Source organism: Pseudodesulfovibrio halophilus DSM 5663 (genome assembly GCF_059568665.1).
Map to the genome: position 1 here is coordinate 168463 of NZ_JCANTV010000015.1, position 25308 is coordinate 193770.

Annotated in this window: 23 protein-coding genes; 9 read left to right on the forward strand and 14 right to left on the reverse strand. The window is 60.1% G+C overall.

What is annotated here, in order from left to right; genetic code table 11:
• The first annotated feature begins 31 nt into the window (after positions 1 to 31).
• Positions 32 to 931 (forward strand): DMT family transporter, encoded by a 900-nt coding sequence (locus tag BR24_RS15340; RefSeq protein ID WP_496542347.1) that lies wholly within the window; start codon positions 32 to 34, stop codon positions 929 to 931.
• Here BR24_RS15340 and BR24_RS15345 read toward each other — a convergent pair.
• The 5 genes from BR24_RS15345 to BR24_RS15365 form a co-directional block, all read right to left on the reverse strand.
• The gene (locus BR24_RS15345; protein WP_496542348.1) at positions 928 to 2619 is read right to left on the reverse strand and encodes a methyl-accepting chemotaxis protein; all 1692 of its coding nucleotides are present in this window, start codon (positions 2617 to 2619) and stop codon (positions 928 to 930) included. The genes BR24_RS15340 and BR24_RS15345 overlap by 4 nt on opposite strands.
• A gap of 147 nt (positions 2620 to 2766) precedes the next feature.
• The gene (locus BR24_RS15350; protein WP_018125440.1) at positions 2767 to 3009 is read right to left on the reverse strand and encodes a hypothetical protein; all 243 of its coding nucleotides are present in this window, start codon (positions 3007 to 3009) and stop codon (positions 2767 to 2769) included.
• A complete protein-coding gene (gene gpmI, locus BR24_RS15355) occupies positions 3006 to 4538 on the reverse strand; it encodes a 2,3-bisphosphoglycerate-independent phosphoglycerate mutase (protein WP_496542349.1) in 1533 nt (510 codons plus the stop codon). Before gpmI ends, BR24_RS15350 begins: the two co-directional genes overlap by 4 nt.
• Before the next feature lies 1 nt (position 4539).
• Positions 4540 to 4914 carry a ribosome silencing factor gene (rsfS, locus tag BR24_RS15360; protein WP_496542350.1) on the reverse strand — a complete coding sequence of 125 codons (375 nt, stop codon included), beginning with the start codon at positions 4912 to 4914 and terminating at the stop codon, positions 4540 to 4542.
• Between the two features lie 27 nt (positions 4915 to 4941).
• Positions 4942 to 5526 carry a nitroreductase family protein gene (locus BR24_RS15365; RefSeq protein ID WP_496542351.1) on the reverse strand — a complete coding sequence of 195 codons (585 nt, stop codon included), beginning with the start codon at positions 5524 to 5526 and terminating at the stop codon, positions 4942 to 4944.
• Between the two features lie 324 nt (positions 5527 to 5850).
• Here BR24_RS15365 and BR24_RS15370 point away from each other — a divergent pair, with 324 nt between their 5' ends.
• Both BR24_RS15370 and BR24_RS15375 read left to right on the forward strand, forming a co-directional pair.
• Complete coding sequence (locus BR24_RS15370; protein ID WP_496542352.1) at positions 5851 to 7155, forward strand: phenylacetate--CoA ligase family protein; 1305 nt, start codon at positions 5851 to 5853, stop codon at positions 7153 to 7155.
• A gap of 23 nt (positions 7156 to 7178) precedes the next feature.
• Positions 7179 to 7610 carry an ACT domain-containing protein gene (locus BR24_RS15375; RefSeq protein WP_496542353.1) on the forward strand — a complete coding sequence of 144 codons (432 nt, stop codon included), beginning with the start codon at positions 7179 to 7181 and terminating at the stop codon, positions 7608 to 7610.
• A gap of 89 nt (positions 7611 to 7699) precedes the next feature.
• On the opposite strand, the gene BR24_RS15380 is transcribed toward BR24_RS15375, so the two are convergent.
• The 8 genes from BR24_RS15380 to BR24_RS15415 all read right to left on the reverse strand — a co-directional run bounded on the left by BR24_RS15380 (position 7700) and on the right by BR24_RS15415 (position 17343).
• Positions 7700 to 8980 carry a Y-family DNA polymerase gene (locus tag BR24_RS15380; RefSeq protein ID WP_496542354.1) on the reverse strand — a complete coding sequence of 427 codons (1281 nt, stop codon included), beginning with the start codon at positions 8978 to 8980 and terminating at the stop codon, positions 7700 to 7702.
• Positions 8980 to 9456: a LexA family protein gene (locus BR24_RS15385; RefSeq protein WP_496542355.1), complete on the reverse strand. Its 477-nt coding sequence runs from the start codon at positions 9454 to 9456 to the stop codon at positions 8980 to 8982. Before BR24_RS15385 ends, BR24_RS15380 begins: the two co-directional genes overlap by 1 nt.
• 166 nt (positions 9457 to 9622) lie before the next feature.
• Positions 9623 to 10807, reverse strand: coding sequence for a murein transglycosylase A (gene mltA / locus BR24_RS15390; protein ID WP_496542356.1), 1185 nt, complete (start codon positions 10805 to 10807; stop codon positions 9623 to 9625).
• A 3-nt stretch (positions 10808 to 10810) separates the two neighbouring features.
• Complete coding sequence (locus tag BR24_RS15395; RefSeq protein WP_496542357.1) at positions 10811 to 11905, reverse strand: AI-2E family transporter; 1095 nt, start codon at positions 11903 to 11905, stop codon at positions 10811 to 10813.
• The gene (locus BR24_RS15400; protein ID WP_496542358.1) at positions 11892 to 13475 is read right to left on the reverse strand and encodes a hybrid sensor histidine kinase/response regulator; all 1584 of its coding nucleotides are present in this window, start codon (positions 13473 to 13475) and stop codon (positions 11892 to 11894) included. The genes BR24_RS15395 and BR24_RS15400 overlap by 14 nt, the downstream gene beginning before the upstream one ends.
• A 342-nt stretch (positions 13476 to 13817) precedes the next feature.
• Positions 13818 to 14444: a class I SAM-dependent methyltransferase gene (locus BR24_RS15405; protein WP_496542359.1), complete on the reverse strand. Its 627-nt coding sequence runs from the start codon at positions 14442 to 14444 to the stop codon at positions 13818 to 13820.
• Positions 14445 to 14620: 176 nt separating this feature from the next.
• A complete protein-coding gene (locus BR24_RS15410) occupies positions 14621 to 16711 on the reverse strand; it encodes a copper-translocating P-type ATPase (protein WP_496542360.1) in 2091 nt (696 codons plus the stop codon).
• A gap of 170 nt (positions 16712 to 16881) precedes the next feature.
• Positions 16882 to 17343: a hypothetical protein gene (locus tag BR24_RS15415; protein WP_496542361.1), complete on the reverse strand. Its 462-nt coding sequence runs from the start codon at positions 17341 to 17343 to the stop codon at positions 16882 to 16884.
• Positions 17344 to 17433: 90 nt separating this feature from the next.
• Between BR24_RS15415 and uvrB the strand changes: the two genes are divergently transcribed.
• From uvrB to dapB, 4 genes are read left to right on the forward strand one after another with little or no spacing between them, the layout of a single operon-like run.
• Positions 17434 to 19431 carry an excinuclease ABC subunit UvrB gene (gene uvrB / locus BR24_RS15420; protein ID WP_496542362.1) on the forward strand — a complete coding sequence of 666 codons (1998 nt, stop codon included), beginning with the start codon at positions 17434 to 17436 and terminating at the stop codon, positions 19429 to 19431.
• 3 nt (positions 19432 to 19434) lie between these two features.
• On the forward strand, positions 19435 to 20472 hold the full coding sequence (locus BR24_RS15425; protein ID WP_496542363.1) for a potassium channel family protein: 1038 nt from the start codon (positions 19435 to 19437) through the stop codon (positions 20470 to 20472).
• An 18-nt stretch (positions 20473 to 20490) separates the two neighbouring features.
• Complete coding sequence (gene ligA / locus BR24_RS15430) at positions 20491 to 22536, forward strand: NAD-dependent DNA ligase LigA (protein WP_496542364.1); 2046 nt, start codon at positions 20491 to 20493, stop codon at positions 22534 to 22536.
• 4 nt (positions 22537 to 22540) lie between these two features.
• Positions 22541 to 23320 carry a 4-hydroxy-tetrahydrodipicolinate reductase gene (dapB, locus tag BR24_RS15435; protein WP_496542365.1) on the forward strand — a complete coding sequence of 260 codons (780 nt, stop codon included), beginning with the start codon at positions 22541 to 22543 and terminating at the stop codon, positions 23318 to 23320.
• Between the two features lie 54 nt (positions 23321 to 23374).
• Here the strand turns inward: dapB and BR24_RS15440 are convergent, their stop codons facing one another.
• Positions 23375 to 24400, reverse strand: a complete 1026-nt coding sequence (locus BR24_RS15440; protein ID WP_496542366.1) for an ABC transporter substrate-binding protein — start codon at positions 24398 to 24400, stop codon at positions 23375 to 23377.
• 301 nt (positions 24401 to 24701) lie between these two features.
• On the opposite strand from BR24_RS15440, the gene BR24_RS15445 reads away from it, so the two are divergent.
• Positions 24702 to 24995 (forward strand): hypothetical protein, encoded by a 294-nt coding sequence (locus tag BR24_RS15445; protein WP_496542367.1) that lies wholly within the window; start codon positions 24702 to 24704, stop codon positions 24993 to 24995.
• 67 nt (positions 24996 to 25062) lie between these two features.
• On the forward strand, positions 25063 to 25308 hold a 246-nt coding region (locus tag BR24_RS15450), incomplete at its 3' end, for a transposase (RefSeq protein WP_496542368.1).

The window sequence follows — 25308 nt, forward strand, 5'->3', positions numbered from 1 at the left end:
ACCGGGCTGTTGAAGAAACAAGGAGCACTCCATGACCAATCGCGGCAAGGCCATGGCTTTCGGGCTGGCAACGGTCTTCATCTGGTCCACCGTGGCCTCGGCGTTCAAACTCTCTCTGCGACATCTCACGCCGGTGCAGCTGCTCCTGTTGGCGTGCGTCGCTTCCACTCTCGCGCTGCTGTCCGTTCTCGCGTGGCAGGGAAAACTGCGCGAACTACGGATGCCCCGCCGCGACCTACTGCGCGCTTCCGGACTGGGTGTGCTCAACCCGTTCCTGTATTATCTCATCCTTTTCAAGGCCTACGATCTGCTGCCCGCGCAGGAAGCACAGCCGCTCAACTACACGTGGGCCGTGACACTGAGCCTGCTGTCCATCCCGCTGCTGGGCCAGCGCATGACGCTGAGGCAGCTTGCGGCCATCTTCGTCAGCTATTCCGGCGTGGTGGTCATCTCCACACGCGGCGACCTCTTCGGGATGCAGTTCTCCGACCCGCTCGGCGTTGGACTGGCGCTTTTCAGCACCGTCATCTGGGCACTCTACTGGATATTCAACACCAGCGGCAAAGGCGACCCCGTAGCCGGGCTGTTCGTGAATTTCCTCGCGGCGCTCCCGCTCATTCTCACGGTCTGCCTTTTCACGGACGGTCTCCCGATGTTGACGTTGCCGGGCCTGCTCGGGGCGGCTTATGTGGGCGTCTTCGAGATGGGCGTCACCTTCGCATTATGGCTCACAGCCCTCAAATTCGCCTCCATGCCCGACGGTGGCGGCAATGCGCGCATCGCCAACCTCATTTTTCTCTCGCCCTTCCTGTCGCTGGTGCTCATCCATTTCATCGTCGGCGAAGAGATACTGCCGTCCACCATCGGCGGACTGGTGCTGATCATCCTCGGCAACGCCCTCATGCAGCTTGGACGGCGGTCCGCCCCCTAGGAAAGGCTGATGTCCGCGGCAATGATCCCCACCGGCTGCGAGCCGCCAGCATAAAACGGCGCGGAAACCGTGATGCAACGCTGTCCCGAAGCATCAGAGACATACACGTCCGACACATACAGCGACAGATCTTCCTTTGCGCCCTGAAACCAGTCCTTGCCGGACCAGTCGCGCCCATGCGCTGAAGCGTCCACCTTGTAACCGTCCACGGATCCGTGCACGTTGCTCACGATCTGGTTCCCCTTCATGTCGGTGACATAAAGCAGTTCCACGAAACGGTTCCGTTTGACGGCCTCCTGCAACGCCTCTTCCATGCCTTTCCTGTCGTCCGGGCGCATCTTACGATTCTCCGCAAGCCAGTTGACCACGGCACCGGCCTTGCCTTCACCGACGATTCTGAAGGCTTCCACCAGCGCGCCCAGATCATCGACGCTTTCACCGAGGCTTGTCAGGGCCGCGCCGGACGCATCCATGGCCTCGGCGGTTTCACCGGAGAGCGCCGAGACGTCGGCGACGGTTCTGGCAAGGTCGTCGCTCGCCGCGCTCTGCTGGGCCGCTGCCGCCGCGATCTCTCCCACACGTCCCGAGCTTTCCCCGGAAAGCGTCACGATCTCCCCGAGCGCACCACCGGACTTCTTCGCCAGTTCGGCCGCTTCACCGGTTCTGGCAACCGCCTGCTCCACGCCCTGAACCGTGGCCTTCACGCCGTCCTGAATGCCGCCGATCTCGACGCCCACATCCTTTGTGGCCTGCATGGTCTTTTCCGCCAGCTTTCGGACCTCGTCCGCCACAACGGCAAATCCGCGTCCGGCCTCACCCGCACGAGCAGCCTCGATGGCGGCATTGAGCGCCAGCAGGTTGGTCTGGTCGGCGATGTCGCTGATGACCTCGATGATGCTGCCGACTCCGTCCGCCTGCTTGCCGAGACTCTCCACACGACCGGCCAGATCGCGCGTCCCACGGGCAACGTGATCTATTGCCTCAAGCGTATTTTCAACAAGCTCGGCTCCGCCTGCAGCGCAGTCACGGGCTTCGTGCGCCGAACCTGCGGCGGAGTCGGCACCTCTGGAGGTTTCCGAAATAGACGCATTCATCTGATCCATTGCGGAAGCGGCCGAAGCAAGGTGGTTTTGCTGGCTCGCGGCATGATCCGCGGAACGCTTCATGGCCTCCTCAAGACTTCTGGTGTGTTCCGTAATGGAACGCAGCGCGCCGCCCATGGTTTCCGAAGCCGAAAGCAGTCCACGGCATCGAGCGGCTTCAGCCTGCTGACGAGTTTTCCTCACATGGCCTCTGGCCCTGTCCAGCTCCTGTCTGGTTTCATCAAGACTCCTCTCTCCCTGTTCGCATTTCTCCTCAACTTCCCGGAACTTTTTTACAAGCTCGTCAACAAGGCTCACAAGATCGTCAGATTGACTTCTTGCCGCGCCGGACTGTGAAAGCAGCTTTTCAAGACTTTGGCAGAGCTCCGCTTCTTTCTTTCCGCTTCGCATTTCACGAATAAATGCCCACACGCACACACCGGCGGCGCAAAGCCCCACCACGATGGTGGAAACGCCGAAAAAACCGGATGACAATAATGAGGATTCGCCTGCATGAAACGCCTGCACCGACAAAACGGTGAGGCTGACTCCGAGGACAAAGCAACCACCTGCAACTGATACTGATTTTCTGAAACTGCGAACCATTTTCTCCCTCCTTCGCGCAGTGAACGGGGCTGAATAAAGCAAGGAAGGGGCCACTCTGCGCAGCGGGATATGAATGGCGAAAGGAATTGTTCGGCATAAAAAAAGGCCTTCCGAGGAAGGCCCTTGCTGTTCGGATATGCCGTCCGACTAGAGAAAGTCCGGGTCGATCCCGGCCTTGCCGCCGTCGAGCATGATCTTCATGAAGCGGATGGCCTTCTCGTCCACTGGAACGATGGGAAAGCTCTTGCGGCAGGCATCGCACTGGGCCATGGCGGGCCGCGTCGGTGCGATCAAGGGGACTTCGCGACCGCAGTGAGGACACGGGTAAAGGTAGATCATCTCCATGCTCCGGGGCTTCACCGGAGTCAGGGGCTTGCTGTTCTGGCTCATTTATTCTCCGATTCGAAAAGACTTTTTCCGGTCATGCCTTCCGGCTTCTCCACACCCCACAGGTCGAGGATAGTGGGTGCGATGTCGCCGAGTTTCCCGGGAGCGAGGCGACGTGAGTGCGCGTCGTCCGCGATGTAGATGCAAGGAACGGGGTTGGTGCTGTGTGCAGTCTGAGGACCGCCGTCCGGGCCGATCATCTCTTCGGCGTTGCCGTGGTCTGCGGTGAGCAGCAGGCTTCCACCTGCGGCAAGAACCGCGTCCACGATGCGGCCCACGCAGGCGTCCACGGTCTCGCAGGCGGTGTTCGCGGCCGAAATGACGCCGGTATGCCCGACCATATCGAGATTGGCGAGGTTGCAGACGTTCAGGTCATAGCCTCCCAGCCGCTCGAGGAGCTTGTCAGTGACCTCTTCCGCACTCATCTGCGGCTTCTGATCATAGGTGTCCACTTCACGCGGAGACGGGACCAGTACGCGTTCTTCACCATCAAACGGCTCTTCTCGTCCGCAGTTGAAGAAATAGGTGACGTGGGCGTATTTTTCGGTTTCCGCGATGCGAAGCTGCGACTTCCCGAGGCCGGAGACCACCTCGCCCAACGTGTTTTCCAAACTCTGCGGCGGAAATGCCACCGGCATGGGAAAACCGGACTCATACCGCGTCATGGTGGCAAAGCCCGCCAGCTCGGGCACGCTTTTGCGCTCGAACTCCGAGAAATCCCGCGAGAAAAAGGCGGTGCACAGTTCGCGAGCACGATCCGCACGGAAATTAAAGAAGAAAACACCGTCGCCGTCACCAATGGCGTGGTCTACGCCACGCACCTGCCGGGGCTTGATGAATTCGTCGTTCTCGCCCTGCTCGTAAGCGGCGCGAACAGCGGCGACAGGGTCGTCGATCTCCGCTCCTTCGCCGTCCACGAGCATTTTCCACGCCTGCTCGACGCGCTCGAAGCGTTTGTCTCGGTCCATGGCCCAATAGCGGCCGGCGATGGAGGCGATGCGGCCGACCCCGATACGCTCCATGCTCTGCCCGAGACGCTCCAAGTACCCTGCTCCGCTGGTGGGAGGGGTATCGCGACCGTCCATGAACGCGTGCACCAGCACCTCGGAGATGTCCTGCCTGCGAGCGAACTCGAGAAGCGCCTCGATGTGTCGCTGATGGCTGTGCACACCACCGTCGGAAACGAGGCCCATGAGATGCAGCCTGCCAGAGCCCTGCTTCACCTGCCCGGCAAGCTCGATCAGCGTCGGATTCTCGAAGAGGCTGCCGTCCTCCACGGCCATGTCGATGCGGGTCATGTCCTGATAGACGATGCGTCCGGCGCCGATGTTCATGTGCCCGACCTCCGAGTTGCCCATGAACCCGTCGGGCAGCCCCACGGCGCGGCCCGAGCACTCGAGCTGCGTTGAAGGATACCGCCGGGCCAGCTCGTCGAGCTTCGGGGTGCAGGCGCAGGACACGCAGTTACCCTCGCCGTCGGGGGCGATGCCCCAGCCGTCGAGGATGAGCAGAACGGTCGGTGCTTTGCTCACGCTACTCTCCCTGATAATCGGTGCGTTCGGCCTCGGACCACATGCCTTCGATGTTGTAGTGACCGCGGACGTCGCTCTGGAAGATGTGAACGATGACGTCGTTCATGTCCACGAGCACCCATTCTCCGCTGGGCCGTCCTTCGATGCCGAAAAATTCGAGGTTTTCCTTGCTGCACTGGTCGAGCAGATGGTCGGCCAGCGATTGGGCATGCTTCACGCTGCGCGCCGAGCAGACCACGAGCTGGTCCGTGATGGAGCATAGCCCCTGCACGTTCAGCATGACGATGTCGGAGGCCTGCTTTTCGTCGAGCCACTTGGCGGCAAGTGCCACCTTCTCGGTGCTGTCGATATCTCTGAACTTCTTTTCTTTCTTCATCTATTTCCGCCGTTTTTCTGGCTTTTCTTAAAACAGCTCCCGGATCACGAGATCCTCGGGAGCGCGTTTCGGTACATGGTGAACCCCTTCCGAATCGCGCCAATACCTGACATCGCCGCCCTTGGGAAGCGGTTCCATTACCACTTTCTCAACGGGAACGCCCAGCGCGAGCACAAGAAGCGGGTCATATTCATCTTCCATTTCAAGGATGCGAGCGACACGTTTCGCATCGAAGCTGCCTATCATGCACCCTCCGAGCCCTGCGCTGTGAGCCGCGAGCATGACTGTCTGCGCCGCGATCCCCACATCAATCTTGGGGGCGCCGCGACCCTTGGCACTGCAAATGACGATATAGGCCGCAGGCCGTTGTCCTTCGGCCGGTCCGGGCCAGTTCTCAAGATAGGCTGCCCAGCCGAGGCTGTCGAACACCCTGTCGCAGAGCCGCTTGGATCCCAGAAGGACATACCGCAAAGGCTGAAGGTTCCCGGCAGAGGGCGTGAGCGCCGCCGCCCGGACGAGCGAACGCAACGTTGCAGGGGCGATCCGCTCGTCTTCCCTGAATTTGCGGTACGTACGGGACCCGGCGACGAGTTCTATGAAATCTTCAAGCATATCGACACTCCGGGGGAACTGTAATGGATTGCGGCCGCTCCTGCAAGCCGCCGCACCGGCATCGCCACTCATGGAAGCCGCGAGGTGCAACCGGCTGTTTTTCGGTCCGTTCATCTCTCTTCGTACGCTTGAGGCTTGACACCATCAAGGTGATTGTTGCATGAAGCTGTTCATGCTCAAACAGTTTTTCACCGTCTTTTTTCTCTTTATGAACCCCACTTGATGGGGACTCGTGGAGCGGAAGACGGTCAGCACCGACACTACAGGCCACGGGTTCCGACCCGTGGCCTTTTTTCTTGCACGCAACCGAAGGAGGACCGACAGATGATCTTCGACCAGGATCTTGAGACCCTGCCACGGGACGAGATGGAGCAACTCCAGCTCAAACGGCTGCAATCCCTTTGCGAAAGGGTGTACCACAACGTCCCCTTCTACAGGAAACGCTTCGATGAGCGCGGCATCAAGCCCTCGGACATCAAGAGCCTTTCCGACGTCAGGCACCTGCCCTTCACCGAGAAGCAGGATCTCAGGAACCACTACCCCTTCGGTCTGTTCGCGGTCAGCCGTGACAACATCGTGCGCATCCACTCCTCCTCCGGCACTACCGGCAAGGCCACGGTCGTGGGATACACCAAACGCGATATCGCCAACTGGGGACGCATGATGGCCCGCAGCTACATGGCCGCAGGCGCCTCCCCCAGCGACATGATCCACAACGCCTACGGCTACGGGCTGTTTACCGGCGGTCTCGGTGCCCATTACGGAGCCGAGGAACTGGGCGCCACAGTGGTCCCGGTCTCCGGCGGCGGCACGCGGCGTCAGGCCATGCTCCTTCGCGACTTTCAGCCCGATGTGATCTGCTGCACGCCTTCCTACAGCCTCTTTCTCGCCGAGATGGCGGAAGAAATGGGCATAGACGTCAAGAAGCTCCCGCTTCGCATCGGCGTCTTCGGCGCCGAGCCGTGGACCGAGGAAATGCGCCGCGACATCGAATCCCGCCTCGGCATCACCGCCATCGACATCTATGGCCTGTCCGAAATCATGGGGCCGGGCGTCGGCATCGAATGTCACGAAGCGCAGGACGGCCTGCACATGATGGAAGACCACTTCCTCGTGGAAGTCATCGACCCCGAAAGCGGCGAACCGCTGCCTCCGGGCGAGACCGGCGAACTGGTCATCACCACCCTGACCAAGGAAGCCATTCCCCTCGTGCGCTACCGCACCCGCGACCTGACCACGCTGAACACCGCGCCCTGCAAATGCGGCCGCACCACCGCCCGCATGGCCCGCGTCACCGGTCGCAGCGACGACATGCTGATCATCCGCGGCGTCAACGTCTTCCCGTCCCAGATCGAGTCCATCCTCATCGAGACCGAAGGCCTCACCCCGCACTACCAGCTCATTCTGGAACGTCAGGGCAACCTCGACACCCTCACCGTCATGGTGGAGGTCAACGAATCCGTGTTCTCCGACGAGATCAAGAATTTACAACGGCTTGAATCCAAGGTACAAAAGAACATCAAGGAATTCCTCGGCGTGTCGGTCAAGTGCAAGCTGGTCAACCCACAGGGCATCGAACGGTCCGAGGGCAAGGCCAAACGCATCATCGACAAGCGGAACGACTCCTAACCATCGACGCAAGAGAGGACGAAATGAAAGTCGACCAACTCTCCATATTTCTTGAAAACCGCGCCGGCCGTCTGGCCGAGGTGACCCGCATCCTCGAAGAGACCGGCATCAATATCCGTGCGCTCTCGCTGGCGGACACCTCCGACTTCGGCATCCTGCGCCTGATCGTGGACGATTTTGAAAAAGGCCGCGCCGCGCTGAAGGAACACGGCTTCACCGTGGGCCGGACCAACGTGGTGGCCGTCGAGATCGACGACCAGCCCGGCGGACTGAACCATATTCTGACCCTGTTGCAGAACGAAGGCATCAACGTGGAATACATGTACGCCTTCGTGCAGCAAAGCGGCAATTCCGCCGTGCTGATCTTCCGCTTCGACCGCACCGAACAGGGCATCGAGGTGCTCCAGAAGAACGACATCAACGTCATCCCGGGCGAAAAGCTCTACAACCTGTAGCGCTCGCCGCAGAATGAACGACTAAGGGGAATCGGCCTTGCCGGTTCCCCTTTTTGATGCGCGACAAAGACTCCGCCCACTCTCAGCTGTCAGCGAACCTGCGGAATCTCGGCCCACGAAGTGGTGAACCGTCGAGACAGCCGCCGCTGGCGCATGTGCCACTCCTTGCGGCCAAGCCCCGCCCCGCCGAATCGCAGACTGTCCCTGCCGAAACGGGCGTTGACCGAATCCAGCGTCTTCATGAGCGAATCCCGACGCGACTCGTCCCGTGCGTTACGGTAGTCGTCGAAGGTGAGCTGCCGCTGCCCGCGTTCTGTCAGGTCCAGCATGAGCACGCCCACCTTCTGGTATTTGTACCCCTCGCGGTAGATGTCGCGCAGGATGGACAGCGCCTTGCGATGCAGGCAGGGCGTATGCGAAGTGGGTCTGTCCAGCGGCAGGCAGCCACTCCCGTTGTACTGCGGGTCTTCGGCAAAGCGATTGGTGGAAAGAAATACCTGCACGGCCCCGGCCTGCAGGTCTCGCGCCCTGAGCTTTTCGGCGGCCCGCTGCACATAGGCGCAAAGCGCCTCCTCCAGCGCCTCCAGCCGCGTGATGCGGGTGCCGAAGGATCGGGAGCAGGTAACGCTCCTGACGGCGGGGGGCTGCTCTTCAAAGGGATGACACGGGATGCCCTGCAACTCCATCATGGTCCGCAGGCCGCACACGGTGAGCTTCTCGCGCACCCAGTCCCGAGTGCGCCGAGTCAGGTCCAGCGCGCTGCGTACGCCGCATGCCCGTAGCTTGCGCGCGCTCCTGCGGCCGATGCCCCAGACATCTTCCACGGCCACCCCGGCCAGTTCGTCGCGAACCTGCGCACCGCCGTCCATGAGCCAGACGCCGTTGGTCCCCTCCCGTTTCTTGGCGATGCGGTTGGCGACCTTGGCCAGCGTCTTGGTCCGCGCCAGCCCGACGCAGACCGGGATGCCGGTCCAGCGGTGCACCGTACGCCGTATCTCCGCGGCCTGCTCCATAAGTCTCTGGGGATCGCGGCTGCGCATGATCAGAAAGGACTCGTCGATGGAATAGTGTTCGATCTCCGGGGAGAACCGCGTGAGCACCCGCTGCACACGGGAGGACATGTCGCCGTAGAGCGCGTAGTTGGAGGAAAAGACGGTCACGCCGTGGTTTCTGAAAAAGGTTTCGCGCTTGAAGGCCGGTTCGCCCATGCCGATGCCCAGCGCCTTGGCTTCGTTGGAGCGGGCGATGACGCAACCGTCGTTGTTGGAGAGCACCACCACGGGCCGCCCTTCCAGCGCGGGCGCGAAGACCCGTTCGCAGGAGACGTAGAAGTTGTTGCAGTCCACCATGGCGTAGAAGAACGGCTCCATCAGACTCTCCTGACTACGCCCGAGACCACGCCCCAGACGAACAGCTCCTGCCCGCGCTCCACCACGATGGGACGGTACGCCGGGTTTTCCGGCACCAGAACGAGCTTCCCGTCCCGCTCCTGAAGCCGCTTGACCGTCAACTCGCCGTCCAGCACGGCCACCACGATTTTTCCGGGGGCAGGATCACGGGAGCGGTCCACCACCAGCACATCGCCGTCGTGGATGCCCGCCTCGATCATTGAGTCCCCCGTGACGCGGACCATGAACGTGGCGGCGGGGTTGTTCACGAGGTATTCGTTGAGATCAAGGGCGGTCTCCACATAGTCGTCGGCCGGGGACGGAAATCCTGCGGAAACTGGTTCGAAATACAACGGCACGGCGGACGCGGCGGCTTCCTCGCCCACGGCCCTGCCCACCACCTCGACTCTTCCGGTGGTTTTTTCAAAGGGTCTTCGCTTCATGGGAACAACGGTCATGCACTCCTCCGGGGCAGGTCTTTTCAGGTCCGGGGCGGACTCCGAAAATCTACCACAACGCCCGTAAGGGGCAAGCTACTAAACATTTCCGCTCCGACGGCTATTGGCCGCCGGATACAGGAAAAGAACATTGCCGAAGCAAGGCTCCGGAAAGACGAAAGAAGCGCTACCCTTCCAGCGCGGAGCGGCTGAGGAGCATGAAGATCTGCGCGTCGTGCTGAAGATGCCCGGCAAGGAAGCGGGCCTTGGGGCCGAAGCCGCAAAACAGGTCGCAACGGGTGCCCTTGATGGCCCCTCCGGTGTCCTGCGCCAGCACGAGCGAGGCAAAAGGATCGGTCTCGCCGTCTTCCGCGGGGAGCTCGGTTCGAAGCGCCAACAGGGAGCCGAGGGGGATGGTGGACGGGTCCACGGCGACGCTCACGTACGGAGTCAGGGTCCGCCCGATGCTGCCGTAGGGTCCTTCGTCATGAAGGCGGAAAAAGACGTAGCTGGGGTTGCGGAAAAGATAGTCGTCGCGCTCCTCGGGATGCGCCGCGAGAAACTGCCGGATGCGCTTCATGCTCATCTCGTCTCTGGGCACGCGCCCGTCGTCGATGAGAATGCGGCCGAGGGACCGGTACTGACGCCCGTTCTTTCCGGCATAGAGTACGTGTTCCATGGTTCCGTCGGGATAGACGAGCCGCCCCGAGCCCTGAATCTGAAGAAAGAACGCGTCCACCGGATCGGCCAGCCATGCGATTTCCAAACCGCGCCCGGAGAGCGCGCCCTCGCCGTCGATGTCCTTGCGGTCGAAGTACGGCATGGCTTCCCCCTCTTCGGAACGGTAGGTAAGCCGCTGCCCTTCCCAGCGAGGATGGAACTTTCCGAGATCGATGGTCTTGAGGTCGTCTGGCTGCCGATACAGGGGATGGCTGTATTTCTCGGTTCTGACTTTGGAGGCCTGAATGAGGGGTTCGTAATAACCGGTCAGCAGGGTGCCGGGATCAAGGCGAAACCACGTGAACCGTTCATCAAGGAGTTCCGGGTTCTTATCCAGCCTGGGCAGCAGCTCCAGAAGCTCCTCGAGGGAACTGCGCACCTGCCCCCACTTCACCATCAGGCCGCCGTAGGAGGTCGCAACCTGATCCGCGGGACGGTACCGGACGTATTCGAGGCTGCGCTCTATCGCAGGCCGCAAGTCTTCATAAGAGGCAAGCCCCTGATAGGCGGGGGACAGGGAGCGGGCCTCGGCATCGGCGTCCTTCTGGAGCACGAAGCGGGTCTGCTCGGTCTCCGTCGGCTCGACTTCCTTGGGAGCGCACGCGGAGAGAGCCAGCAGCAGGATGAGAATGGTGAGCGGAGCGAAGCGCATGGACTAGTCGTTCTCCTTTTTCTTGAACGATTCCCCGTATTCTTCGGTGTAGATCTGAAGCATGACCATCACGAAGCTGAGAATGAGCGGACCGTAAAGGATGCCCAGCATTCCGAAGGCCGAGATGCCGCCGAGGATGGCGATGAAGATGTAGAAGGTGGAGACCTGCGCCGCCTCGCGCATGAAATAGGGCCGCAGGAACGTGTCTATGCTTACCACGATGAGCGAGAACCACAGCGTCAGGAACAGGCCCAGCTGCCACTGCCCGGTGATGAACAGGTACACGGCCGCCGGGACCCAGATGATACCGGTGCCGACCACGGGAACCAGCGAGCAGAAGGCGGTCATTGCGCCCCAGAACACGCCGGGGATGCCGCAGATGGAAAGCCCTATGCCGCCGACGATGCCCTGCAGCACCGCAACGAGGAGGCAGCCCATGAGCACACCGCGGGAGACCCGCTTGAGGCTTTCGATGATGTAGTCTTCCTGCCGTTCGCGAAGCGGCGAGACGCGCTTGATGAAGGCCACCATCTGCGTGCCGTCGCGCAGGAAATAGAACAGCGCGAAGATCATGAGCAGGAACAGGAGGATGATGCGAAAGGTGTCGCGGACCAGCACCGTGCTGTATTCAAGCATGGTCTGCGCGAACTCCCGCGAGTAGTCGAGAACTCTGGCGCGGATTTCTCCCCCGTCCAGATCGAGAAACGGTATCTTGTCGTGAACCCACGCGAGGTAGTGGGTCACTTCGGAGGAGGCCGCCAGCTTTTCGAAATCCGTGACCCGAATCCACTGGTTTATAGCCGCCAGCGAGTCGAGCCCCTGATTGACGAGGGCAACCATGACGACCGCCATGGGAATCAGCAGGACGAACACGATGGTCAGGGTGGTCAGCGCGGCCGAGATTTTGCGCCTGCCGCCGGTCAGGTCCAGCGCCTTGAGCATGAGCGGCGAACACATGATTGCCAGCACGCAGGAGAGCAGCAGCGCGTGCAGAAAGGCCTCGACGAGCATATAGCCGAGGTAGAGCGCCGATCCGAGCAGGATCGTCAACGTCACGGAATAAATGCTCATGAAGCCGTTGCCGTTATTGTTCGACATGGCCGGAGTCTTCCCCGCCGTCCAGCGTGGCTCGAATTACGGAAGAGAGCGTCTCGATGTCCGCCGGCTTGGCAAGATAGTTGTCCATTCCGGCGTGCAGGCACCGCTGTTCGTCCCCCCACATGGCGTGAGCGGTGAGCGCCACTATGGGGACGGACGGCTTGCGCACCCCGCCCTTGCCCGCACGTATCATGCGGGTGGCTTCGATGCCGTCCATTTCGGGCATCTGAATATCCATGAGCACAAGGTCGTAGTCCTCTTCCGCCAGTCGGCGCACGGCCTTGGAGCCGTCGTCCACGGCATCCACGCCGCACCCGTGCTTTTCGAGAATACGGGAAAAATAGGTCTTGCTGATGAGGTCGTCATCGGCGATCAGGATTCGCAACCCGCGCAGGGAGTGGTGACCTTCGTCGGCCTCGGCGACCTCGACTTCACGAGGCTGAAGGTCCGCGGTGATGTGGAAGACGCTGCCCTTTCCTTCCTCGGAATCGGTCCATATCTCTCCACCCAACAGCGTGGCCAGACGGCTCGAGATGGCAAGCCCCAGTCCGAGGCCGCCCTCCTTGCGCGTCATGTAGTCATCGACCTGCGTGAAGCACTCGAAAATGCCGCCGAGCTTCTCAGGCGGTATACCGCACCCGGTGTCCCTGACCGCCACGTGCAGGCGAACCCGGCCCTCGGCGGGCTGCTCGCCCCTGTACTCCGAGGGGTGCGCCAGCCGCGCCTCCACGTCTATACGGCCCTCGGAAGTGAACTTGACCGCATTCTCCACGACGTTCTTGACGACCTGACGCAGCTTTCCCGAATCGGCAAGGACAAGCTCGGGGACATCATCGTGCATGGAAAACCCGAGTTCGATTCCCTTGGCCCGAGCCTGTCCCTCGTACTGGGTCACCACGCTCTCCAAGAGTTCGCGGATGCGGAACTCGGTCTCGCGCAGCGCCTGTATGCGGGCTTCCAGCTTGGAATAATCGAGAATCTGGTTCACCACGTTGAGCAATGACATGGCCGACTGCTTTATCAGCTCGACATTGCTCTTGTGCTCGTCGGGCAGGTCGGAGAGCAGCAGCAGCTCGGTCATTCCGAGCACCCCGTTCATCGGGGTGCGCAGCTCGTGGCTGATGGTGGCCAGAAAGGACGTCTTGACCGCGTTGGCGGCTTCGGTCTCCTTGCGGGCCTGGCGCAGCTCCCGTTCCATCTTGTGCTTGTAGAGCGCAACCTCGATGGCGGAGCGCAGGTCGCGCTCGTCCACCGGCTTGAGCAAAAATCCGTAAGGCCCCGAGACCTTCGCGCGGCTCAGGGTCTCGTTGTCCGAAAAAATGGTAAGGTATATGACGGGAGTCCCATACTGTTCACTGATCCGCTCTGCAGCTTCGACACCGTCCATTTCGCCTTCAAGCCGCACATCCATGAGCACGAGGTCGGGGGCGAGTTCGCCGCACAGCCTTACCGCTTCTTCACCCGTCGAGGCGGTGGCGGCCACCTTGTAGCCGATCCGCTCAAGACTGGCCTGCACATCCATGCTGGCGATGGTGTCGTCTTCCACGACGAGAATCTTAATATCCGACATCAACCTTCCCAATAATAGATCGCATGGGCCCGGCCCGCTGCATCCGTTTACCGTTCACTAAAGAGAAAAATCTTTTACGCCGCGTGCTTCGTCCTGCAGTTTATAGTCTATCGCGCTCCTTAGCAACGTCGAAGGGGATTTATCGGCTTTAAAGTCGAAGGCGTAGGACTCCGCCGATCCCGGAGCAGGGCTCGCTCCCAACATTTGCTTGAAACCGAATGGCGTCCGCAACGGTCTTCTTTCCGAGCATCTCATGCCCGCTGCGACAGGGTTTGCGGTGTCGGTGGCACCGCTTGATGCGTAATCACCCCGAGCAGTTTCTGTCCATCGTTTTCGCCGCCTTCACAAGCGAGGCTTATTAAAAATGAAAAAGTGGTGATAGGGAAATTCATGCACCTGATAGTCCCGCACCAGCTCCACCTCACGAGCAAGAAAATCTTCCAGCACTTCTTCCCTTGAATATTCGGGGCGTCCAAGCTCCCAATAGTGCTGATCTATTATTTTCGGCAGCTTCATGATGAACCTCGGCTTGGGCAGCAGAATCCGCCGCATGCCCAGTCGGGGCAGATGTACCGACACCGGCCACCCGCCTTTCATGTCCGGAAGGCTCAGCACCACGTTGCGGCCCGCCACCCGAACCATCTCGTCAAACGCTTTCATGGATTCATCGTAAGGCAAATGCTCAAGCATCTGGAAGGCGCATACGCAGTCATAGGCCCCGTCCCTGAGCGGCAGCTCCGAAGCGGACGCCACGAGGTCGGGTTTGAGCTCCGGGTCGAAATCCAAGGTATCGACATGAATGCCGCACCGTTCAAGCAACGCGCCAAGAAAACCCGCCCCGGGGCCTATCTCGAGAACGCTTCGCGGCCCAAGCGTTACCAGTTCATCCACCTGATGGTAGAGGCTCATCCAGCGGCCCCTGTCGAAATACCTTTTGAAATCGTAGTGCGATTTTCCCACCTGAACCACGTCACCCTCCTGAACTTGTCACATCGCCCCGCAACCACTCGCCCGAAACGGTAAAGGTCAGTCAACACATAGCACTCAGGGTATTTATTTTGAACAGAAAATGCACCGCAGAGCGCAAAAAAGGCCGGCCCCCATCAAAAGGACCGGCCTGACTTCAATTATTTCGACCCGTTGTATCAGGCACTCTCCGGGCTGCGAATCAGCTTCGCGTTGATGGCGACGATAACGGTGGAAAGCGACATGAGAAGAGCTCCCGCGGCAGGGTTGAGCAGAACACCCCACTTGTAGAGTACGCCCGCGGCGAGCGGGATCGCAAAGGCGTTGTACCCCGTTGCCCAGAACAGGTTCTGGATGGTCTTGCGGCGGTTGGTGCGCGACAGCTCGATGACCTTCACGACATCGCCGGGATTGGAGCGAACCAGCACGATGTCCGCAGTCTCCTGCGCCACGTCCGTCCCCGCGCCGATGGCGATGCCCACGTCGGCCTGAGCCAGCGCGGGCGCGTCGTTCACGCCGTCGCCCGTCATGGCGCACATGAGTCCGCGACCCTGCACTTCCTTGACCTTTTCGGCCTTCTTGTCAGGAAGGACCTCGGCAAAGTAGTCCGTCAGGTCAAGCTCCTTGGCGACGCGGTCGGCTACCGCCTGATTGTCGCCGGTAATCATCATGACCTGAACACCCATTTCCTTGAGCTTTGCAACGGCGTCGCGGGACTCCTCGCGGATCACGTCATCAAGCGCGATGCAGCCGGCGGCCTTGTCCTCCACCAGCACGAAAACCAGCGTCTTTCCCTCTCCGGAGAGGGCTGAGACCTTGTCCGCGTCGTATTTGATGCCCTGCTCGTCCGCGTAATTACGGCTGACGACCTTCACGTTGCTTCCGTCCACTGTCGCCTGCGCGCCCTTGCCGGGGATGTTTTCAAAATTATCGGCCTTGCCGGGCTGCTCCGCGGCTTCCACCACGGCCTTGGCGATGGGATGCTCCGACTGCGCTTCGACGGCGGCCGCCATGTTGGTCAGCTTCGCTTCATCCATGGACTCGTCGAACACGACCGTGTCGCTGACGGCAAATTCACCCTTGGTGAGCGTCCCGGTCTTGTCGAAAAGCACCGCCTGAAGGTTGCGCGACTTTTCAAAGGGAGTCCTGTTGCGGATAAAGAATCCCTGCTTGGCGGCAATGGCCGTAATCATGGCCACCACAAGCGGAATGGCGAGGCCGAGGGCGTGCGGGCAGGTAATAATCATGACCGTGACGGTGCGTTCGAGCGAAAAGATGAATTCCTTGTCGAAAAGCGTGAGCCAGACGATCATGGTCACGGCACCGGATGCGAGCGCGATGTAGGTCAGCCACATGGCGGCCTTGTCGGCGAGTCCCTGTGCGCGGGACTTGCTCTCCTGCGCCTCTTTCACCATGTTCATGACCTGATTGATGAAGGAATCGTCGCCGGTCTTGCCCACGGAGACGGTCAGGGAGCCATCGCCGTTCACGGCGCCGCCGATGACCTCGTCGCCTTCCGACTTCTCGACCATCTGCGATTCGCCAGTGAGCATGGATTCGTTCAAACTGGAATGTCCTTCCACGATCTCCCCGTCGGAGGGGACGCGCTCACCCGGCTTGACCAGCACTTTATCTCCCGGCTGCAAATCGCTGACCTTCACATCCTCGGTGGAGCCGTCCTCCTTGAGGCGGTGCGCTTTGCCGGGAATGAGCTTGGCAAGCTCCTCCATGGCCCCGGAAGCGCTCATGACGGAACGCATTTCGATCCAGTGGCCGAGAAGCATGATTACGATCAGACTCGCCAGCTCCCAGAAGAAGACCCGGCCGGGCAGGCCGAAGGAAACGAGACTGGAGTACCCGTACGCAACGGTTATCGCCAACGCGATGAGGGTCATCATGCCCGGCTGCTTTTTGGAGACTTCCTTGAAAAATCCCTTAAGGAACGGCCACCCGCCATAGAAGAAAATGACCGTGGAAAAGGTGAAGAGGATCATGAACCGGCCGGGAACCGCAGGCTCGCCAAGGCCGGCGAAGCCTCTCAGCATGGGGGAAAGCCATGCGACCGGAAGCGTCAGCAGAAGCGATACGTAGAAGCGCCGCTTGAAATCCTTGACCATCTGCGCGTGATGCGACGCATGACCGCCACCATGGCCGTCATGGTCATGATGACCTTCATGTCCACCGTTTCCATGTCCCTCATGGTCATGATGTCCCTGATTGCCGCCGTTGCCATGGTCGTCATGGTTGTCGTGATGCTTGTCGTCCTGCATCCACATTTCTCCTGTATGCTTTTCCGTTCACGTTCTCACATTAGGCGCGAAAAAACCTTTCGCATTTTCCCATATAAACGATTTTCGGGAAAAAGCGAAAGGTTGCATACAGGGGAGCTATCGGTGATTCCTTCTACCGACAGGGGGAACCGGGCGAAATGCGGTCTTTGCTACTCCACAATGGGCGGGTGCTCATCGAGATTGTAAAGCCCGCGCAAGGGAATGCCCAGATCATAGGCGGGAATCTTCTCAAACCGGATGAACCCGACGTTTTTGGATTCATCCACGCTGCACAGGGCAGGCAGCCCCTCCGGCACCGGGAACTTCAGCGGCATACAGGTGACGGTCGACAATCTTGTGGAATACCGCTCTTTGAGATACTCTATGATGCTGTCGCGTTCCTGTGCCGTAAACGCTTCCAGAACGAGCCTGCGGCACTGGCCTTCGGGGTCCTCGCTGTTGACCACGAGTGACTGCCAGTCGTAAGAGGTCTCCTCTCCGGAGTCCCAGTCGGGGCGGAACAGATGAACCTCCACGTCCCTGCGGCCCTTGAAGCTCCTGATGGTCATGCGTATCGCCCAGGCGCGATCTATGAGCAGCGGACTGTCCGGGGGTATGACGGTGATTTCCATGGGACGGCTCCTTGTGTCGTCAGAAGGATTGCACCATGGTGTGATAGTACAGTTTTTCGACATCCTGAACAAGCCCGACGAAAGGTTTGCATGCCCGATTTTCAATTAGCCACAGAGTTCACGCCCACCGGGGATCAGCCGGAAGCCATCAGGCAGATCACATCCAACCTAGCCGCGGGCGTTGAGGATCAGGTTCTTCTGGGCGCCACCGGTACGGGGAAAACCTTCACCGTGGCCAACGTGGTGGCTGGGTTGAACCGCCCCGCACTCGTGCTCGCACCCAACAAGACCCTTGCGGCACAGCTCTACAGCGAATTCAAAGGGCTGTTCCCCAACAACGCGGTGGAGTACTTCGTCAGTTATTACGACTATTATCAGCCCGAAGCCTATCTGCCCCACTCCGATACATACATCGAAAAGGACTCGTCCATAAACGACGACATCGACAAGCTGCGCCACTCGGCCACGCACGCACTGCTCACCAGGCGCGACGTGCTCATCGTGGCCTCTGTCTCCTGCATATACGGTCTCGGTTCGCCCGAATACTACGCCAAGATGATCCTGCCGGTGGAAGAGGGACAGACCCTGCCAATGGAGTCGCTCATCAGCAGGCTCATCGAAGTCCACTATGTGCGAAACGACTACGACTTTCATCGCGGCACCTTCCGCGTCCGGGGCGACACGGTCGAGATCATCCCGGCCTACAGTCGCCAGATGGCCATCCGCATCGAGTATTTCGGCGACGAGATCGACACCATAACCGAAACCGATCCGCTCACCGGCGAGGTGAAATCGAACCTGCGCAAGACGGTCATCTACCCGGCGTCGCACTACGTTTCCGACCGCGACAACCTCGACCGCGCCATCTCCGACATCCGCGAGGAATTGCGACTCAGACTCACGGAGCTTCGCGAGCAGAACCGTCTGGTGGAGGCCCAGCGACTGGAACAGCGGACCATGTTCGACCTGGAGACCATCGAGGAACTCGGCTACTGCAACGGCATCGAGAACTATTCCAAGCATCTCGACGGACGCCGGGCCGGACAGCCGCCGGCGACTCTGCTGGATTACTTCCCCAAGGACTCCATCATGTTCATCGACGAGTCGCATATCAGCGTCTCGCAGGTGGGCGGCATGTACAACGGAGACCGCTCGCGAAAGACCACGCTGGTGGACTTCGGATTCCGCCTGCCGTCGGCACTGGACAACAGGCCGCTGGCCTTCGACGAATTTCTGGAGCGCAAGGGACAGGCCGTCTATGTTTCCGCCACGCCGGGCGATTGGGAAATGGACCGCTCGCACGGACTTGTGGTGGAACAGGTCATCCGCCCCACCGGGCTGCTCGACCCGCAACTCGAAGTACGCGGAGCCGAAGGACAGGTGGACGACCTCATGACCGAATGCCGCGCCCGTCACGATCGCAACGAGCGGGTTCTGGTCACCACCCTCACCAAACGCATGGCCGAGGACCTGACCGACTACCTGAACCAGATGGGCGTCACGGCCAAGTATCTGCACTCGGACATCGACACAGTGGAACGCATGGCCATCATCCGCGCGCTTCGCGAAGGGGAATTCACCGTTCTGGTGGGCATCAACCTGCTGCGCGAGGGGCTCGATATTCCGGAAGTCTCGCTGGTGGCCATCATCGACGCGGACAAGGAAGGCTTCCTGCGCTCGCCGCGGTCACTCATTCAGACCTTCGGTCGCGCCGCAAGGAACTCCGACGGCCGGGTCATCATGTACGCGGACAAGGTGACGCGCTCCATGAAGGCCGCCATGGAAGAGACAGACCGCCGCCGGGAAAAACAGATCGCCTACAACCTTGAGCACGGGATCACGCCCACGACCATCATCAAACCGGTGGAAAACCCGCTGGCCATGATTTCCGAGAAAGGCGAAGGCAAGAAGAAGGGCCGCAAACGGCAGGAACCGGACATCCCCGCCGATCCCAAGGAAATGCTCAAGCTGGCCCGATCGCTGGAAAAGGAAATGCGCGAGGCAGCCAAAGAACTGGAGTTCGAGCGCGCCGCCCAGCTTCGCGACCGGGTGGCCGTTCTGCGGGAGCGGATGCTGGAGTACGGGTAAGCCATGACATTACGCAATCTTCACGGAAGGATGCTGGTCCTTCGGGCGCAGATGGGGACCTACTGGAGCCTCATGCTCGGTGCCCTCTTCAGCTTCCTGGTGGCCGCCATCGGGGTCGCCGGATACATGCTCATCGAGGGCTGGGACTTTGTCAGCTCCCTCTACATGGTGGTCATCACCCTCTCCACCGTCGGTTTTCTTGAAGTCCACCAACTCTCCGATTATGGACGCATATTCACGACGATCCTGATCATCGGGGGCGTCGGCAGTTTTCTATACATCGCGGCCGCCTTTGCCCAGGTTCTGGTGGAAGGCAGGCTGCAAATTCTCTGGGGGAGACGGAGAATGCAAAAGCAGATAAGCAGATTGCGTGACCACTTCATAGTCTGCGGTTACGGCCGGATCGGCAGCATCGTGGCGCAGGAGATTATCGGCGAGGGCCACGGGGTTGTCGTCATCGAGCAGGACCCCAAGCTCATCGAGATAATGGAACAGGACGGCGTCCTGTGTCTGGAAGGCGACGCCACGAGCGACGAGACCCTGCTCGCGGCAGGACTGACGAACGCCCGATCGCTCATCAGCGCCCTTACTTCCGAGGCCTCCAACGTCTACGTTACGCTCACCGCGAGGCAACTCAACCCCGACGTGAACATCGTGGCCCGCGCCGGCAACAAGTCGCACATCTCCCGCCTTGAACTCGCCGGTGCCGACCGGGTGGTGCTGCCCCACTTCATCGGCGGCCTGCGCATGGCCCAGAGCGTCTTGCGCCCCGAGGTGACAAATTTCATCGAAGTCGCCGTTCGCGGCGGGCTCGACCTTCAGATGGAGGAGCTCGAAGTCTCGCCGGAATCCACTCTCGTGGATGTGGACCTGATGAACTCCGACATCCGCCCGCGCTACAACGTCATCATCATCGCCATCAAGAAACCTGACGGAGCCATGGTGTTCAACCCCGGCCCCGCCGAGGTCATCGGCGCACACGACACGCTGCTGGCGGTTGGCCGCAAGACGGACCTGAACGAAATCAAACACATACTCTAACCCGACCGGACGAAAAGCATGCCCAACAAGGATGTCGCCAAGCGCATAGAAGAGCTTCGCGACCAGATAGATTATCACGACTACCGGTATTACGTCCTCGACGACCCGCAGATCGACGACCTCGAGTACGACGAGCTCTTTCGCGAACTGCAGGCGCTGGAGAAAGAGCATCCGGAGCAGGCCGATCCCAACTCGCCGACCATGCGGGTGGGAGCCAAGCCCGCGGAGGGTTTTGAGCAATACGAGCACGCGGTGCGCATGTATTCGCTCGACAACGCCATGGAACTGGACGAATGGAACGCCTTCTGCGACCGCGTCGCCAAAGGGCTCGGCAACAAGGAACCAGAGTTCTGGGTGGACCCCAAGATGGACGGACTCGCCGTTGAATGCGTCTACGAAAACGGCAGCCTCACCGTGGCCGCCACGCGCGGGGACGGGCACACCGGCGAAGTGGTCACCCACAACATGCGTACCGTGCGCAACCTGCCGAAGCAGCTCCGGGGCGACTCGGTGCCGAGCCTTCTGGAAGTTCGCGGTGAAGTCATCATGCGCCTTGACGATTTCAACGAGCTGAATCGGGAAAAGCGCAAGCAGGGGGAAAAGGAATTCGCCAACCCCAGAAACGCGGCCGCAGGCTCAGTCCGGCAGCTTGATCCCAAGGTAGCCGACGCGCGTCCCCTGCGCTTCATGGCCTACGGCATCGGCCGTGCGGAATGGAGCGGCGGCCCGCTCATGCAGCCGCGCACGCAGGCGGACATCATGCGGACCCTGCAGGAACTGCGCTTTGAGATTCCCGAACAGGCCACCCTCTGCTCCGGGCGCAGCGAAGTAGCTGACTATTTTGAAAAGATGCAGGAAGAGCGCGAATCGCTTCCGTTGGAGATCGACGGCGTTGTGGCAAAGGTCAACGACCTTGAAATGCAGCGCGCGCTGGGCTTCACTTCACGCGCCCCGCGTTGGGCCCTTGCGCTCAAGTTTCCCGCACACCGCGCCAAGACGCGCCTGCACGACATCCGCACGCAGGTGGGCCGCACTGGGGTGCTGACTCCGGTCGCCGTACTCGAGCCCGTCCACCTCGCCGGCGTCGAAGTCTCTCGCGCCACGCTCCACAACAAGGCGTACATCGAGGAAAAGCAACTGCACATCGGCGATACGGTCCTCATTCAACGCGCTGGGGACGTTATTCCGCAGGTGGTTTCAGTGGTGGAGCACGCCGAGAATTCCACGCCGTACGCATTTCCGCAGCACTGTCCCGTCTGCGGCCACGACACGATCGAGGACGGCGAGGCCATTAGGTGCGGCAATGCCCACTGCCCGGCCAAGACCGTCCAGCAGCTTATCCACTTCGTCTCCAAAGCCGGACTGGACATGGAAGGTGTCGGCAAGAAATGGGTGCAGCGACTCGCGGAGGACGGGCATCTCAACGATCCCGCCGACCTTTTCACCCTGCCCAAGACCACTCTGCTCCAGTACGGCGGCATGGGACCGAAATCCGCACAGAAGTTTCTGGATGCAGTGGAGCATGCCCGCGTCAACGCCCCACTCTGGCGGGCCATCGCCGGGCTCGGGATCCGGCACGTCGGCGAGCAGACGGCGCGGACGCTGGCGGCCAATTACGGCAGCCTGGAAGCGCTGACAAAAACATCTCGTGATGAACTGGAAAACCTGCCGGACATTGGCGGCAAGGTCGCTCAGAGCATTCACGATTTCTTCAGAGCAGAGCCGACCCTGCGCCTGCTGCAAAAACTCCGCGACGCCGGATTCGACCCGCAAGCCGAAATCATGGAGCAACAGGAAGCGGATGAAGCGGACTTGCCTTTGAAGGATAAAACATTCATCTTTACCGGTGGCCTGTCCGGCATGTCCCGAACCGAAGCCCACGAGATGGTGGAATCCCTCGGCGGTCGTGCGGTCAAATCCATTTCAAAGAAAGTGGATTACGTCGTCGCGGGTGACAACGCCGGGAGCAAGCTGGACAAGGCGAACAAACTGGGCCTGAATGTGATCGACCTCGACACGTTCCTCGACATGGTCGGGGAAAAGGCCAAACAGGAAGGAGAGTAATCGAATGGCTACCGACGTCATCATACTGGGCGCCCGCGGACGCATGGGCGCCACACTGGCCAATCTTGCAAACGCGGATGTGGAACTGAATCTCAAAGCGGTGTGCGAGCGCCCCGGCAACTGCGACGGACTTGAGTCCTTCGGCTGCCTGTGCGGCGATGACCTCGAAGCACTGCTGCCGGACTGCCCCGGCGCGGTCATCGTTGACTTCACCTCCCCCGAGGCAAGCATCGCCACTGCGAAGATAGCAGCACGCCACGGCAACCCCGTGGTCATCGGCACCACCGGCCTCAATCCCGAACAGGTCGCGGAACTGGAAGGCATCGCCAAGGACCACCCGCTGTTCTGGGCTCCCAACATGAGCGTTGGCGTAAACGTGCTGCTCAAGCTCCTGCCTCAGCTCGTGCAGGCGCTGGGCGAAGATTACGACATGGAGATTTCCGAGATTCATCACAAGATGAAGAAGGACGCTCCCAGCGGCACCGCCCTGAAGCTGGCGCAGTGTCTCGCCGAGGCCCGCGGCTGGGATTACGACGAAGTGAAGAATCACTGCCGCGACGGCATCATCGGCGAACGCCCCAAGGACGAACTCGGCGTGCAGACTCTGCGCGGCGGCGACGTGGTGGGCGACCACACCATGTACTTCTTCGGCCCCGGCGAACGCATCGAGGTGACGCACCGCGCACATTCGCGCGAGACCTTTGCCTCCGGCGCGCTCCGGGCCGCCAAGTGGCTCCGCGGTCAGAAGCCCGGCAAGCTCTACGCCATGGCTGACATTTTCTAGCCGAGGCAACACGGCAAAGAATAAAGGCGGCCTTCCCGGTGAAGGCCGCCTTTTCTAGTCGATAAACTCAACCATATCCCGGAACTCATCCGGGATAGCCAAATTCCAGTGTTTCAGGCCATTTCGGCTGAACAGCAACATGCCCTGCCTTGCTATCACGGGACTCATCTCAGAGACATCAGTACCGCGCAAGATGCGCATGACCATGTCACCTGCCGACGCTCCCTGATCCTTACCCGAAAGCACAAGTCCTCCCGCGGCCATGTCGGGCGCCACGGAGAACTCCCAGAACGCAAAAACCGGAACGGTAGCATTTGCCGCGGTCCAGCGGGCCACCTTCCGATACGGAACCATGGTCTTTCCGTCGTCGCCGAGCAGCCTGTTGTAGACTCCCAGCAATATAGCGTCATACCCTTTGCGATCACACGACGTAATGAATTGCTCCCATTGCGCGAACGTCGCAAACATTTCCAGGTCCGCCCGGTAACCTTCGAACTGCATCCGGCGACTTTTGAAGTATCTCTCAAGCAGCGTCTTGGATGTGGTAGAGATATCGAAAAGTACCGCAATTCTCCGGAATTGCCTCCCGAAAAGATCATTGAGGCTCAGCACGGAGCGCTTGAGCAACGGTCGTTCCAGAACCCCGGTAATGCCCCCGATATCCTCTACCGCATCTCGCGGATTGCCGTTGACACCGAGAAAAACAATGGGGATTCCGCGGCTTTTGACTTTCCGGCCGAGAAGCGTGAGCGCATTGTCGTCAGCCAGCACGACGACATCAGGTTTGACGACGTCGATGAGCGAGAGAGCCTCGTTCGCCTTGGCCACGAACTGTGTTTCCGGAATACGCTTTGTGTCGAGGTCGAAACTGGTCAAGCTCACGCCCGAATCCAGTCGTTGCATCATGGAATCGGTATAATCCCTGACCCACTGGAAGTCCTGATGGTAGCTGTTCACCAGCAGGACATGCCCTCCGGCCCCAAAGGCATGCTTCGGCAACAAGCCAATCAGCAGCGCCAGAATGAATAATTGAAGCGCCCGTCGCATAGAGAATCCTCCCCGGTATTCAAGTCGGGCCATGCTTCGTCGCTTTCACCATGTACTATTTTCGGTATTGGTTCAATACGCTTATTTTAATTGTCTTCCCTCATCACTTCGCTCGGAAATGACTCACAAAAAAAATCCGAACCGATTTTCTGCAACAATAATTGTCAGGATGGCCGACACTTGGACCGAAAAGCCTTACAATCTCTCCCGCCCACATGCCTCCATGGACTGAACAACTTGGACATATTCCCACGAGACATATGGGATTATTTCTCCGGGCATCATTCTTTTACTGAACCGCTACTTTTATTCGAACTGTTCAAGGGAGGTCTTCATGATTCATCGTATGGGCATCGTATTTACCGTAATGTTTGTTCTCGCCTGCGCTTCCTCGCAAGCATTCGCCTCGACTCTGTCCGTCACCCCGGACTATGCAGGACTGTCACCGGCCGATGTGGTCGGAGCCGCCGGCGATCATCCTGCCCCCCAGTGGGCCGACGGAAGCTGGCAGTCGGGCGGCAACTCCAAGTCACAGGCATATTTTTCACCCACCCAGATATTTGGCAGAGACAGCGTGACGCTCGGCGAGATCGCCTCCATGAGCTACTGGACAAAGAAGAACATGTAAAGTCCCCGTAAAGTAGGGCCATTGCCAAGTAGAGACTTCTGGCTCAAACTGCGCCCAGGAGTTTCGTATGCGCAAATCAAAATTCACTGAGCACCAGATCGTCAGGATCCTCAAGTCTGTGGAAGGCGGACGGACCGTCAAGGACGTATGCCGTGAAAACGGCATCAGCAACGCCACCTACTACAAGTGGAAATCTAAATACGGAGGCATGGAGGCATCCGACATCCAGAGGATGAAGGATCTCGAAGCCGAAAATCGCAAACTCAAGCAGATGTTCGCTGACCTCAGCCTGGAAAACACTGCGCTCAAGGAC

What these genes read in the sequence shown, in the direction of transcription:
- BR24_RS15340 (WP_496542347.1), top strand. Translation starts at nt 32, where the DNA reads ATGACCAATCGCGGCAAGGCCATGGCTTTCGGGCTGGCAACGGTCTTC.
- BR24_RS15345 (WP_496542348.1), bottom strand. Translation starts at nt 2,619, where the DNA reads ATGGTTCGCAGTTTCAGAAAATCAGTATCAGTTGCAGGTGGTTGCTTT.
- BR24_RS15350 (WP_018125440.1), bottom strand. Translation starts at nt 3,009, where the DNA reads ATGAGCCAGAACAGCAAGCCCCTGACTCCGGTGAAGCCCCGGAGCATG.
- rsfS (WP_496542350.1), bottom strand. Translation starts at nt 4,914, where the DNA reads ATGAAGAAAGAAAAGAAGTTCAGAGATATCGACAGCACCGAGAAGGTG.
- BR24_RS15365 (WP_496542351.1), bottom strand. Translation starts at nt 5,526, where the DNA reads ATGCTTGAAGATTTCATAGAACTCGTCGCCGGGTCCCGTACGTACCGC.
- BR24_RS15370 (WP_496542352.1), top strand. Translation starts at nt 5,851, where the DNA reads ATGATCTTCGACCAGGATCTTGAGACCCTGCCACGGGACGAGATGGAG.
- BR24_RS15375 (WP_496542353.1), top strand. Translation starts at nt 7,179, where the DNA reads ATGAAAGTCGACCAACTCTCCATATTTCTTGAAAACCGCGCCGGCCGT.
- BR24_RS15380 (WP_496542354.1), bottom strand. Translation starts at nt 8,980, where the DNA reads ATGGAGCCGTTCTTCTACGCCATGGTGGACTGCAACAACTTCTACGTC.
- BR24_RS15385 (WP_496542355.1), bottom strand. Translation starts at nt 9,456, where the DNA reads ATGACCGTTGTTCCCATGAAGCGAAGACCCTTTGAAAAAACCACCGGA.
- mltA (WP_496542356.1), bottom strand. Translation starts at nt 10,807, where the DNA reads ATGCGCTTCGCTCCGCTCACCATTCTCATCCTGCTGCTGGCTCTCTCC.
- BR24_RS15395 (WP_496542357.1), bottom strand. Translation starts at nt 11,905, where the DNA reads ATGTCGAACAATAACGGCAACGGCTTCATGAGCATTTATTCCGTGACG.
- BR24_RS15400 (WP_496542358.1), bottom strand. Translation starts at nt 13,475, where the DNA reads ATGTCGGATATTAAGATTCTCGTCGTGGAAGACGACACCATCGCCAGC.
- BR24_RS15410 (WP_496542360.1), bottom strand. Translation starts at nt 16,711, where the DNA reads ATGCAGGACGACAAGCATCACGACAACCATGACGACCATGGCAACGGC.
- BR24_RS15415 (WP_496542361.1), bottom strand. Translation starts at nt 17,343, where the DNA reads ATGGAAATCACCGTCATACCCCCGGACAGTCCGCTGCTCATAGATCGC.
- uvrB (WP_496542362.1), top strand. Translation starts at nt 17,434, where the DNA reads ATGCCCGATTTTCAATTAGCCACAGAGTTCACGCCCACCGGGGATCAG.
- BR24_RS15425 (WP_496542363.1), top strand. Translation starts at nt 19,435, where the DNA reads ATGACATTACGCAATCTTCACGGAAGGATGCTGGTCCTTCGGGCGCAG.
- ligA (WP_496542364.1), top strand. Translation starts at nt 20,491, where the DNA reads ATGCCCAACAAGGATGTCGCCAAGCGCATAGAAGAGCTTCGCGACCAG.
- dapB (WP_496542365.1), top strand. Translation starts at nt 22,541, where the DNA reads ATGGCTACCGACGTCATCATACTGGGCGCCCGCGGACGCATGGGCGCC.
- BR24_RS15440 (WP_496542366.1), bottom strand. Translation starts at nt 24,400, where the DNA reads ATGGCCCGACTTGAATACCGGGGAGGATTCTCTATGCGACGGGCGCTT.
- BR24_RS15445 (WP_496542367.1), top strand. Translation starts at nt 24,702, where the DNA reads ATGATTCATCGTATGGGCATCGTATTTACCGTAATGTTTGTTCTCGCC.